Genomic DNA, 12655 nt, shown 5'->3' with positions numbered 1-12655 from the left:
CGAATTTATATTTATGCGTACACATTCTAAAGAAACACAAGATCATTTAACGCCCGATCTGGCACTGGAAATCTTAAAAGAAGGAAATCAAAGATTCGTTAATAACCTGAAAGCAAACCGAAACCTTTTACAACAAGTAAACGAGACGTCTACAGGTCAGTTTCCGTTCGCCACGATTTTAAGTTGTATGGATAGCCGTACTTCAGCAGAGCTTATTTTTGATCAGGGCCTGGGTGATATTTTTAGCATCCGTATAGCAGGAAATATTCTGAATGAAGATATCTTAGGTAGCATGGAATTTGCCACCAAAGTTGTAGGTACTAAAATCATCGTAGTTTTGGGGCACACGAAATGTGGCGCCATCGTTGGTGCCTGCAACCATGTTGAAATGGGTAACTTAACCGGACTTTTAGCTAAAATTGCTCCGGCTATCGAACAGGAAAAGACCACGCTTGTAGATCGGGATGGTAAGAATTCCGCCTTCGTCAATAACGTAACTGCAATCAACGTAAAACTGACAATTGACAGAATCAGAAAGGAAAGTCAGATTGTCGCAGATCTGGAAGCAGAAAATGTGATTAAGATTCTTGGCGCAGTCTACGATGTGGAGACTGGTAAAGTCGACTTTTTTGAATAGTTAATGCATCCCTGCTACTGCCACCATTTTACTGGCAGTGGCGTTTTTTGTTGTCATTTCTATATGGCTAATATTAGAGCCACTATCTAGTTAAGAGATTCTTCTATTAATTCTTTAGGTAGGATTTTTTCCATGATTATGCGTTGAGAAGGCTCTACATTAACAAACTTCCATCCATCTTGTCCATTAGTTGAAATTGCCCAGGATCGTTTTGGCGTGGTTATAATATAGGTTTCTGTATTTTCATCGATTGCAACATGATCTGACCCGAACTTATTGGCAAATGCAGCCTTTGTCATCGATATCCGTAGTGCTTTAGTATTTGGAGACTCAGTAGTGTCTGCGTTCATCTTCATACTGATCACAGAAACATACCTGATATGTGCATAATAAGATGAATCAATTTTCCTGCTATTGCTGATTTCTTTGATCTCAAAGCTGATCAGTTTTACTTCCATACTTTTATTATTGAATAATTGCTCAAAAAGAGCTACCATCTGTGCCCGGGGCGCTACAGTAAATATTGCTTCTGGTACAAAGTCTAAGGCCTTGTTGAATTCCCTATCTTTCATATGTTGGGAATATGCAGTGAAACGTTGTTTTATACTAGATTTATAATCCTGTGCAATGCCGGCTAGGCTAAAAAAAATAAAAACAAGAAGGGCAGCTGAATATTTGAATTTCATATGAACGTTTGACATATCAAACATACCTATTTTTGTTTAAATGCATTAATAATGTAAACATTCGATTTCCCGCGATATTTGTTTGTTTAAGTTTCTTAACTTGTCTTCAACTCAGGGATAAAAGCTATGTCCCGAAACCATAGCGACTAATTGCGAATTAACATTTAATAGCAAAAACATGGAAATAGGGATAGACAGCTTTGCCTCGGCAATGTATGGCAGTAATGCATTGAGCAGTGTTGACGCGATGGAGCAACTGTTGGAAAGGATTGTTTTGGCCGACGAAGTCGGGCTGGACGTATTCGGCATTGGTGAACACCATAAAAAGGAATTTTTGGATTCCGCACCTGTAGTGATTCTTGCTGCTGCGGCAGCGCGCACTAAAAAAATCAGACTTACCAGCGCCGTGACTGTTTTAAGTACCTCCGATCCTGTACGGGTTTATCAAAGTTTTGCTACGCTGGACCTAATCTCAAAAGGGCGTGCGGAACTGGTAGTAGGGAGGGGCTCAGCGGTAGATGCTTATCCACTTTTCGGGTTTGATCTTAAAGATTATGATGCGCTATTTCAGGAGAAACTTGACTTACTCCTCCAAATTCGGGATGAAGAGTTTGTTACCTGGTCTGGCAGATTCAGGCCCGCATTAAAGAACCAGCCCGTTTATCCGCGTGCCCTCCAGGAAAAATTACCCATTTGGCTGGGCGTAGGGGGAACTCCAGAATCATTTGCACGGGCAGGTAGATTGGGCCTTCCGTTAATGGTAGCCGTGATTGGCGGACAGACCGCGCGCTTCCGCTCCTTAGTTGATATCTACCGCGAAGCTGGACATGATGCTGGCTTTGCTCCAGAAGATTTAAAAGTTGGCCTGCATTCTCCAGGGTTTGTAGCAGCTAATGATGGTCATGCCCTGGAACAATACTATCCGGGTTATGCTGAGCTATGGACCAGGCTGGGCAAAGAACGTGGTTGGCCACCAGTTACAAAATCTCAATTCAACAACCTGATAGGCCCCCAAGGGGTACTTGTTGTCGGCGGTCCCGAGCAGGTAGCCGAAAAGCTGATCAGGCATAGTGACGCACTGGGAGGTGTAGACCGATTTACCTTTCAGATGGATAACGCCGGACTTACTCACAAGCAACTCATGCAGTCAATAGAATTAATTGGCACTAAAGTCATCCCTTTATTGAACAAATAGCTTATCGTAAGCACTTACAATCTGGTTTTTACCAGATAAACGGATTCTTAAAACTAATACGACTGGTAATTTTATGTGAATCTGCGGATTTAACGTAAAATTTATATTACTTTGAGAATCCGTATCAATCTTAGTGGAAAAGGAATATAACGATTACGACCTCTGGCAGCGTTTGTTGAAAGGAGATAGGTTGGCGTTGGATGAAATTTATAACAAAAATTTCTCCCCGCTCTATCACTATGGAATGCGTATGCTCTATGATGAGGAAGCCGTGAGAGACTGTCTTCATAATCTGTTCGTTAAGTTGTGGGAAAATCACAAAACACTAAAACCAACAGATAACATCAGATATTATCTGTTATCAGCACTCAGAAACAACATTATAAATTATCGGGTAAAAGAAAATAAATACCAAAAGGTCGACCTGGAGAGCAATGAAGTGTTCGATCTTAAGTTTAATGTCGAGTCAGAATACATCAAAAAGGAAGAGCAGCACGAAAAGATGAATCAGCTTAGCGAAGCCATGAATAAACTCACAGGCCGTCAAAAAGAGATCATCTACCTGAGATATTTTGAAGAAATGGATTATGATGAAATCGCTGAAATCATGAATCTCAGTAAAAAAGGGGCTTACAAATTAAGCGCACGTGCACTTGAAGCCCTCCGTGAGCTATTGAAAATCGATAAAGCCATGCTTTTAGCTATTCTATTGGCTGTAAAAAGATGATTCTTTCAAATTCAACAATAAAATTTCAAAATATTAATATTTCCGTGGGGTAATTTTTATTCTCTTACTGTTTGTATAATTGAATGGTCGATAAATCATTCAAAATTATGCTAAACAAAACATTTACATCTTTTACCATTACTGATTTTTTAGATGATGCAGACTTTCTGCGTTATATAAAATACAATGCACCTGCCGATGTCGCTTTTTGGGACAAGTGGCAGGCCGAAGCACCCGCAAACCTGGAAATTTTTCATGCGGCGAAATTGCAGCTCCATCTTATTCTGAGCGATCGGCGTACCGAAGTGCAAGCGAGTTTTAAAGATTCCCTGTTGAAAGACATCAACTTCTCGGTAAATAAATTCCAAAGCAATCAACGGAAAAAAGTTGTCCGCTTAATCTGGACTTCCGGTATCGCCGCATCTATGCTGCTCATTGCCTTTGTTGCCTGGTTCTCGCAATCTATAATTACCGTGAAAGCTGAGTTCGCTCAAAATAAACTGGTACACCTGCCAGACGGTTCGGAAGTGCAGTTAAATGCTAATTCCGTTCTTACTTACCCGCGTGCATTCAATTGGAAAGCCCGCAGGGAAGTTCACTTAACCGGTGAAGGTTATTTTAAAGTAAAACACATCAACGTCAATCCAGAACAGATTGAAAAAGGTGAATTGTTCGTAGCGATTACCAAAGCTGCACATGTTCAGGTACTCGGGACAGAATTTAACCTTAAAGAGCGTCATAACAGAACCAATATTGCGCTGGTAAAAGGTAAAGTGAGGGTAACCGCATTGAAAACTGGTGCTAACTACATGATGAAGCCCGGAGACCTGATCAACCTTGGTGAAGATGGTAAGGAAGTTACCGACGGAAACCAACTTGGCAACCAGACAGCCTGGATCACCGGAAAAATTATTGTCAATCAAACCAGCGTCAACGATATCCTGAAAGAATTTGAAGATCTCTATGGATACAAAGTGGTGCTCGACAATCCGGCACTTGGGAATAAGAAAATAGATGGAGCAATCTCGATAAAAACTGAAGAAAGCCTGCTCTTCACCTTGAAAAATATTTTGAATGTCAACATTAAAAAAGAGGGCAATACGATCTACCTGAAAAACAGACATTAACTAACTGTTTATCAACAAACCAAACCAACTAAACTCACACAATGAAAAAAAGATTTACCCGACTACTCAGTTGCATCTACATGCTATTGTTTACTGTTTTCGCAGTGTCTCCCGCTCAGGCACAGCAATCAGAAAAAACAATGACTGTAGAGGCTGCTCTCAATGCCATTTCCAAAAAATACAATACCAAATTCGCCTACGAACATGATGTTGTTCAGGGTAAGACTACCACTGCTGCAAGCCTGAAGGCAAAAAACCTGGAAGAAGCACTTAAGCAGGTGCTTTATCCTAATAACCTGTTGTTTTTATATGTAAGTGACGGTAACTATACCATCGTTACCAGAGATCAAACCTTGTTTTCTCCAAATAGGGCCAATAATCCTATAGCGGCAACAAATCAGGATGGAATCTACATCACCGGTAGGGTGGTCGATGAAAACGGAAAACCATTACCCGGGACTTCTGTTAAAGGGAATAGTTCCAATAGCGTAGCCATTACAGATGCCAATGGCCGTTTCAATTTGCGTTTGGAAAATGGTGCTACATTGCTGGGCTTCTCTTTTATAGGCTATCAGAATTATTCCTATCCTGTAACTGGATCCATTAGTAATCTGGTTATTAATATGAAGCCTTCAGCGGCAAACCAATTGGAAGAAGTTGCTGTAATATCAACAGGTTTACAAAAAATATCAAAAGAACGTAGTACTGGTGCCGCAGAATTGATTACTGCTGAGCAACTGGGAAAAGTCCAGGTGCCAAACTTGTTATACAGGCTCGAATCTATGGTTCCGGGTGTGAAAGTAACCATCAACGCCGGCGACAATAGCTTTGTGTACGGAAATACCCGTGCTTCGATTAACGGTGGTACACGTACCAGAGGTGCAAGTGATTATAACTTTATGGTTCGTGGCGCCAGTACCTTACAAGCCGAATCCATGCCGTTAGTGGTTGTTGATGGTGCGATAACAGAGAATGATATCTCTTCTATAAACCCTAACGATGTTGAAACTGTGACTTTCCTAAAGGATGCTGCGGCAGCGTCAATCTGGGGTACAAGAGCGGCAAATGGCGTTATGGTAATTACCACCAAAAGTGGTAAAATTGGTCAGGCACCAGCAATTAGTTTTTCTATTACAGGATCAGTTTCAAATCATCCGGATCTTGGTTATTTAAGAATGATGAACTCAGCACAAACGATCGCTTACGAACAGGAACTTGTAGCCAAAAATGTCATCACTGCACCTAGTGCCGGAACTCCGTTTAGCACGCCTGTTGCAGATGTAACCGACCTGACCTTTAAATTAAGAGCAGGCACAATATCCCAAACAGCCTACAACAGCTTGATCGCTCAATATTCGGCCAGAGATAGTCGCGCTCAAATAGAAGATAACCTGCTTAGGCCCGCAACGTCACAAACCTATAACTTCTCCGTAAGTGGCGGTAGTAATGCCTCCACCTATTTTTACGGCGCATCCTACTCAAAAGAAGATCCATACGCTGTGGGAAATAGTGGTAGCCGCTTAACAGTGACCTTAAACAATACGTTCAAACTGTTCAAAGTAGCCACCCTAACAACTAATCTGAAAGGAGCATTCTTAAATTACAAAAATAACGGAGTAAGTCTGAACAGTTTATTCAACCCGAGTTCGGCCACTTTTATGCCTTATAATCAATTAATTGACGATAACGGAAATCGTGTGTCCTATTCCAAACGCTACTACAGTGGATGGGTGAATACGTTATATCCAAGTGGATTTTTAAACTGGGGGTATAATGCACTGGATGAGATTGATAATGCCAGTAACATACAAAAAGACAACAACTACTCGGCAAACTTCAATCTCAATGTGCCCATCGTCAAAGGTCTTTCCGCAAATGCTTTTTACAATACAGAACGGAGCTTTACAACTGCAAGGAATTTCTATAATGAGAACACCTATTATTACCGTGATTATATTAATGGGTTCACACCAATTCCTACTACCGGAAGAGCAACAAACAGCTTAGGACTTGCTTCTGGTGGCGGCGGTATATATAACACTGCAAATGCAAGTACTAACAATTACACCGTAAGGGGACAATTGAATTACGACACCACCTTAGGCACAGATCATCAGATTAATGCAATCGCCGGTTCGGAGATCAGACAGACTCAACAAGGTGAGGGTACGTCTACATTATATGGTTATAATATGGGCACAGGTATTTCCCGTCCCGTCAATTTTTTCACCCCATATACTACCATTGCCGGCTATACATCAGGCATCGGCGGTGCTGCGAATCAACAGGATAAAACCCGTAGATACCTTTCTTACTATAGTAACGCAGCCTACACCTACAAATCAAGGTACACGGTTTCTGCAAGTGTCAGATATGACGACTATAACAATTTCGGTGTAGACCGTTCATTCAGGGCAACGCCACTCTACTCATTTGGAGGTAAATGGGATGCTTCAAGAGAATCTTTCTTTAAAAATGTAAACTGGATTTCTAACTTAAGCTTAAAAGCAACTTACGGTGTAAATGGTAATATTTCAACTACGGTATATCCTTTTACTTATGTAGCCCTGGGAAGTGCAGATGGTGCTACAGGGTTACCAACAGCAAGTATTATTTCGCCAGCCAATCCAGAGCTGCGCTGGGAGAAAACCTATGTCAGCAATCTGGGCCTTGACTTCGGCTTCCTGAAGAACAGAATTACAGGTAGCGTAGATGTATACCGCAAACATGGAAAAGATCTTTTCTATTCTTTCCCCATCAGTGGAACTTACGGTGTAACAGCGCTCACCAGAAATACAAGTGAATTAAATGGTAAAGGAGTAGACCTGTCTTTAGGAGGGGTCTTCCACACTTCTGATGCGTGGGATGTTAACGGACGCCTAACTTATGCCTATAACAACAATACAGTGATAGATACACGTTTTGTGCCTACCTCATCGTTCTATGCCAGCCCGGCCTACAGCTCGTTAATCGCCGGCTATCCTACAGATAAAATTCTGGTTTATCGTAACGCAGGTCTGGATGCTACAGGTATGACACTGATCTATGATCAGAATGGAAACAAAATAGCACCCAACGTGAACCTGAATTCTTTGGACGCCTTAACCTATGCTGGAAGAAGAACAGCGCCACATTTCGGTAGCTATACACAGTCTGTTAGATTTAAAGAATTCACGCTGATGGCAGTCGCTACCTACCAGTTTGGAAGTGTATTTCTAAAACCAACGGTTGCCGCTTACCCATCTGCAAGAACCGGTACTACCTATGATCTGAGTGGAGACGTAGCTAAGCGTTGGCAAAAGGCTGGTGATGAAGCTATCACTAACGTTCCAGGAGTAGCCGGTACCTATGCCACTATCAGTTTAACACGTTACCAGCAGTCAGACATCAATGTGTTGAAGGGCGACTATATCAGGTTAAGGGAACTATCGTTATCTTATAGAATTCCGGTTCAGCACATCAGCAAATCCATTAAAGGTGCAAACTTTGCTTTTGCGGCAAGAAACTTGGGTTTACTTTGGACAGCAAATAAAGAAGGTATCGATCCCGACTTTACCAGTGGCTTAAACACAACCACGCTTGGCTTGCCAGCTACGGTTTCTTATAACTTCTCACTTAATGTTAACTTCTAATCGATACTCAGATGAAACAATCCTATAAACTATTTTTTATCGGTGTAACAGCTTTATTTTCTATGAGCTGTGAGAAATACGTCGACATTAAAACACAAGGGAACCTGGTACCTAATCAGGCTGTAAACTACCGCTACCTTTTAAATAGTACAAATAACTTCGAATCGAATACCAATCTCGGCGACTTCGCTTCTGACGATATTAATATCGTTGATGCAGCGCAAATCAGCTCGCTTTCCGGAAGTTTGTTTTACGCTTATTACTTGAACAGCTATACCTGGAAACCTGTTATTTATACCTTGGGTAGTACTTACGAGCAGGATGACAACTGGAATAGAATGTATAGTTCTATTTTATACAGCAATACCATTATAGCTGAACTACCAGCTGCTCAGGGAACGGATGCTGAAAAGGCAGAAATGATAGCCGAAGCTAAAGTGCATCGTGCAGATGCCTATATGGGCCTGGTAAACCTGTACGCTAAACCTTACATCAGCGCTACCGCGTCTACCGATCTTGGTGTGCCACTAATATTGACACAAACTGTTAGTCAGAAACTCAATCGCCCTTCGGTACAGGCAGTATATGCTCAGATCATCGACGACCTGACCAGCGCAATTCCGGCCTTGCCCAATACGCAGGCCTATAATACGCTGCCCTCAAAAGTAAGTGCCTATGGTGAACTGGCACGGGTTTATTTGTATATGAACGACTATGCTAATGCCAACAAATACGCTGATCTTGCCTTAGCCATGCGCAGTACACTCAATGACCTGGGCGCACTAACAAGTGTAAGCAGTGCCAATTATCCGCGTCGTATTAATGATCCCGAAATCCTCTTATCAAAAGTTGCCTTAGGAAACGCACTCACTTTTAGCCCAACACCTTTGAGGTTAAGTGATGAGTTGCTTACACTACTAGGTACCACAGATCAGCGCTATACTTTATTAACCGTTCCCGCAGCCACCATTTCTACAACATATACAGGTAGATATGCTTACCGCGAAGCGCGTATCGGAGAAACACGTAATGTAGGGCCAAATGTGCCTGAGATGATGCTTATAAAAGCTGAATATTTTGCCAGAACCGGTGATGCAACAAATGCAATGCTTTGGGTAAATAATTTACGCGTTAAGCGTTTCAGACCTGCCGACTATGTTGCACTTACTGCAACATCAGCAAGTGATGCCTTGGTTAAAGTAATAGAAGAGAGAAGAAGAGAATTCTTCGGGCGTATGCTACGCTGGTGGGATATGCGTCGTTTGAAAGCTGAACCGGCTTTCCAACGCATCTATACCAGGACTATTAATGGTGTTACTTCCACATTGGCGCCAAATAGCGATCGCTACGTTTTTCCTATTGCAGAATTCCTTACAAATCTGAATCCTGAATTGGAGAAAAACCCATAATACACACACACACAATGAATATTGCTGCTGAGCATTTGCTCAGCAGCTAACCGAACCAAAATGAAAAAAATACTAAACAGATCATTCCTTATTGTATTAGCACTCTCGTTAATAGTTTTGTTTGCACGTGCACAAGGCCCAGGTACTTATAAAATAGTGCCTGAACGTCCTACGCCTGGTCAGGATATTGAAATTACTTATGATGCAACAGGTACACCCCTGAGTAATAAGAAGAAGGTTACCGCTGTTCTCTATTCGTATCAGAACTACAAATGGTATGCAGAGGATATTAATCTTGTAAATACTGGAAATGTCTGGAAAACTCATTATAAAATCCCTGAAAAGGCCGGTATCATTGCCCTGAAGTTTCAGGCTGATACGCTTACTGACAACAATAACAATCAGGGGTATTTCTCCATGTTCATGGACAAGACCAGACAAGGTGTCCAGGCTCCAGGTGCCTATGCCGGTTGGGGCCTTGCCCGTTCCCCAAAATATGGTATGGATATCCCCGGTTATATTAAATTTAAAGGGGTCAGCGATTCTGCAACCTACCATTGGCTCAATCAGGAAATCAGTTTCAATCAATCGGCAAAGTCTGATTTGGTTTATCCTTACGCGCTAGCCTTAAATGCGACTTTTAAAAATGATGCCGGACCACGCTTACAGCGGGTATTGAATTATTTGAAAAGGCCTGAAGCCAGCGAAAATGATTTGCTAAATGCCAGAAAGATTCTTTTACGCCTGGTACAGGATAAAGTGACGGCAGACTCGGTCGACAAAGTAATGCTTCAAAAATTTCCTAAAGGCAGCCTCGCACGATTAGCGGCGTTTAAAAAAATGCCGGTTGGTTCTGATGTCAATGCCCTTTTAAACGCCAATAAACAGTTTGTGCAGGATTTTCCCGAAGAGGGCTCAAACGCTGAATTCAATACTGAAAACAGGATGAGTTATCCAGGTATCTATCAAAATATCGTCGTACTCAGTACTTATGGTACGCACAACTATGAAGAATTGAATAAATACATCGATAAAGTGCCGTTTAGCGTGTTGCCAACCGTGTATTACAAGGTAGTGGAAATTCAATTCGGAAAAAATGGTATGTCAGATGCGGAGCTTCTTCCTGTATCAGAGTTGATCCTAAAAAGAATGGAATATCTGCGTGCTAACCGCCCTGAAGAATTTGCTTATCTCTCCCCAAAAGAATGGGTGAATTATGTAAATGAGATCATTACACGCCCGATGTACATGCACGTCCACCTGTTAAATTCAGCAGGTAGATATAAAGAGGCATTAGCCTATGGCAACTTAGCCAAACAATACCTGGGCTATACCCGTGCCGCATTAAATGCAGAGCGGGCAAATACACTGAAAGAGCTGAATCAGCAAGTAGAATTGAGAACTTTGCTGGAAAAAAGCGTTTTCGAAAATCAGAGCAGCCCGGAGATGATGGAGATGCTGAAAGCCAGTTATGTAAAAAGAACAGGTACTGATAAAGGATATGACAAATATCTGAATGGGTTGAAAAACAACGCTGATGGACTCAAAATGGTTGAGGAAATCAAAAAAGAAATAATCAATAAGCCCATGATTGATTTCGCAATGCAAGACCTAAACGGTAAAATGGTAAAGCTTCAGGATCTTAAGGGCAAAACTGTGGTGTTCGACTTCTGGGCAACCTGGTGTGTGCCGTGTAAAGCCTCTTTTCCAGGAATGAAACTGGCGGTGGATAAATATGCGAAAGATCCAAATGTGGTATTTTATTTCGTGGATACTGAAGAAACTATCGCAGATTATAAAGCGGAAATTGCAAAGTATATTAAAGAGAAAAAGTATGGCTTCAATGTGCTGTTTGACAATAAAGCGCCAAATGCTAAGGCTACAGGAGAAACGTTCGACCAGATCTGTAAGGCATTTTCAATCTCCGGAATCCCGCAAAAAATTATTGTCGACGCTAATGGAAATGTCAGATTCATCACCGTCGGATTTAAAGGTAGTGCCACTGAACTTGCTGATGAAATCTCAACGATGGTAGAACTTACTAAAGCGGCTAAGTAATGAAGAACTCGATTATAATTATCCTTCTTTGCTGCGGCTTTTCGCTGAGCGCGCAAGACAAAGTATTTCAGATTTCATCTGATAGTGTATCCTTTAAAAGTGCCGATGGACAGCTTACTTTTGGCGGCACGCTGACTAAACCTATCGGAAAAAAATCTTTTCCTACACTGGTTTTTCTCTCAGGAACAGGTAAACAGGACCGCGATGGTACTATGGCCGGGCACAAAATATTTTTGGAAATTGCAACTTACCTTAGTCAGCACGGTATCGCCGTATTACGCACAGATGATAGGGGCGTTGGTAAAACGACAGGTGTGTATGAAACGGCTACTACGGGCAACTTTGCTGAGGATGCGCTGACCGCAATAGCCTACCTGAAAAACCGAAAAGATATTAATCCAGCTACAATTGGACTAATTGGCCATAGCGAAGGTGGAGCGTCAATGTCAATCGCAGCTGCACAAAGCAAAGATGTCAAATTTCTGATCAGTCTGTCCGGTGTTGCTATGTCTGGGCTGGATAATTTATATAAACAAAACGAAGACCTGGTTGCGGCCTCAGCCTTGCCAGACTATGATAAAAAACGCTCCAATGAGATCAATACGATCATGTTTAAGGTGGCCTACAAATATGCGAATTCTGATAGTATGGAGGTCAAATTGAACGAGACTTACCAGACCTGGAAGCTGAAAGATGACGCGTATTTTAAAACCTTAAACATCCAGTTCGATCACTTCAGGTTTCCAATTTACAGTTATGTAAGAACGGCCATCGGTCCCTGGTACCGCTATTTTATTCAGTATGATGCACCAAAAACAATTGGCGCGATTAAAGTGCCCATACTCGCCATCAACGGGGATAAAGACTTGTATGTAGCTGCAGATAGTAACCTGGCCAATTGGAAAAGCTATGCCGCTGCCGGAGGAAACAATAACGTCACGACAATAAAAATGCCTGGACTCAACCACTTGCTGCTGCCTTGTCAAACTTGCGATGCAGCAGAATATACAAAAATACAATCTGGTGTTTCTCCCGAAGTACTAGCTATCATAAAAAACTGGATTGATAAAACCATCCGATAGCGCTTAACAAATCATACAAAATAATTTAGGTAGTAATAATTATGATATAGGCCAGAATGGATGTTCTGGCCTTTCATATTTCTATTACTGATCAAACCATAT

The 12655-nt window shown here is 41.7% G+C and carries 9 protein-coding genes; 8 read left to right on the top strand and 1 reads right to left on the bottom strand.

Features of this window, described 5'->3' with window-relative positions; translation table 11 throughout:
* Positions 1 to 13: 13 nt before the first annotated feature.
* Positions 14 to 637 (top strand): carbonic anhydrase family protein, encoded by a 624-nt coding sequence (locus CLV32_RS04030; RefSeq protein ID WP_133552628.1) that lies wholly within the window; start codon positions 14 to 16, stop codon positions 635 to 637.
* A gap of 86 nt (positions 638 to 723) precedes the next feature.
* On the opposite strand, the gene CLV32_RS04025 is transcribed toward CLV32_RS04030, so the two are convergent.
* Positions 724 to 1209: a hypothetical protein gene (locus CLV32_RS04025; RefSeq protein ID WP_133552626.1), complete on the bottom strand. Its 486-nt coding sequence runs from the start codon at positions 1207 to 1209 to the stop codon at positions 724 to 726.
* Between the two features lie 292 nt (positions 1210 to 1501).
* On the opposite strand from CLV32_RS04025, the gene CLV32_RS04020 reads away from it, so the two are divergent.
* From CLV32_RS04020 to CLV32_RS03990, 7 genes are all read left to right on the top strand, one after another.
* Positions 1502 to 2518, top strand: coding sequence for an LLM class flavin-dependent oxidoreductase (locus tag CLV32_RS04020; protein ID WP_133552624.1), 1017 nt, complete (start codon positions 1502 to 1504; stop codon positions 2516 to 2518).
* A gap of 133 nt (positions 2519 to 2651) precedes the next feature.
* A complete protein-coding gene (locus CLV32_RS04015; RefSeq protein WP_166641874.1) occupies positions 2652 to 3245 on the top strand; it encodes an RNA polymerase sigma factor in 594 nt (197 codons plus the stop codon).
* A gap of 107 nt (positions 3246 to 3352) precedes the next feature.
* The gene (locus tag CLV32_RS04010; protein WP_166641873.1) at positions 3353 to 4372 is read left to right on the top strand and encodes a FecR family protein; all 1020 of its coding nucleotides are present in this window, start codon (positions 3353 to 3355) and stop codon (positions 4370 to 4372) included.
* Positions 4373 to 4413: 41 nt separating this feature from the next.
* Positions 4414 to 8004 carry a SusC/RagA family TonB-linked outer membrane protein gene (locus tag CLV32_RS04005; protein ID WP_133552618.1) on the top strand — a complete coding sequence of 1197 codons (3591 nt, stop codon included), beginning with the start codon at positions 4414 to 4416 and terminating at the stop codon, positions 8002 to 8004.
* 11 nt (positions 8005 to 8015) lie between these two features.
* Positions 8016 to 9413, top strand: a complete 1398-nt coding sequence (locus tag CLV32_RS04000; protein ID WP_133552616.1) for a RagB/SusD family nutrient uptake outer membrane protein — start codon at positions 8016 to 8018, stop codon at positions 9411 to 9413.
* A 60-nt stretch (positions 9414 to 9473) separates the two neighbouring features.
* Positions 9474 to 11471, top strand: a complete 1998-nt coding sequence (locus tag CLV32_RS03995) for a TlpA family protein disulfide reductase (protein WP_133552614.1) — start codon at positions 9474 to 9476, stop codon at positions 11469 to 11471.
* Positions 11471 to 12553 carry an alpha/beta hydrolase gene (locus CLV32_RS03990; RefSeq protein WP_133552612.1) on the top strand — a complete coding sequence of 361 codons (1083 nt, stop codon included), beginning with the start codon at positions 11471 to 11473 and terminating at the stop codon, positions 12551 to 12553. Before CLV32_RS03995 ends, CLV32_RS03990 begins: the two co-directional genes overlap by 1 nt.
* Positions 12554 to 12655: the final 102 nt, after the last annotated feature.

The sequence above is a fragment of the Pedobacter duraquae genome, from assembly GCF_004362245.1.
GTDB lineage: Bacteria > Bacteroidota > Bacteroidia > Sphingobacteriales > Sphingobacteriaceae > Pedobacter > Pedobacter duraquae.
This window is presented reverse-complemented; position numbering and strand designations above follow the sequence as displayed.

Bases quoted from the DNA above. Each gene is read 5' to 3' on its own strand.
- CLV32_RS04010 (WP_166641873.1), top strand. From the start codon at position 3,353: ATGCTAAACAAAACATTTACATCTTTTACCATTACTGATTTTTTAGAT.
- CLV32_RS03995 (WP_133552614.1), top strand. From the start codon at position 9,474: ATGAAAAAAATACTAAACAGATCATTCCTTATTGTATTAGCACTCTCG.
- CLV32_RS04005 (WP_133552618.1), top strand. From the start codon at position 4,414: ATGAAAAAAAGATTTACCCGACTACTCAGTTGCATCTACATGCTATTG.
- CLV32_RS04020 (WP_133552624.1), top strand. From the start codon at position 1,502: ATGGAAATAGGGATAGACAGCTTTGCCTCGGCAATGTATGGCAGTAAT.
- CLV32_RS04000 (WP_133552616.1), top strand. From the start codon at position 8,016: ATGAAACAATCCTATAAACTATTTTTTATCGGTGTAACAGCTTTATTT.
- CLV32_RS03990 (WP_133552612.1), top strand. From the start codon at position 11,471: ATGAAGAACTCGATTATAATTATCCTTCTTTGCTGCGGCTTTTCGCTG.
- CLV32_RS04025 (WP_133552626.1), bottom strand. From the start codon at position 1,209: ATGAAAGATAGGGAATTCAACAAGGCCTTAGACTTTGTACCAGAAGCA.
- CLV32_RS04030 (WP_133552628.1), top strand. From the start codon at position 14: ATGCGTACACATTCTAAAGAAACACAAGATCATTTAACGCCCGATCTG.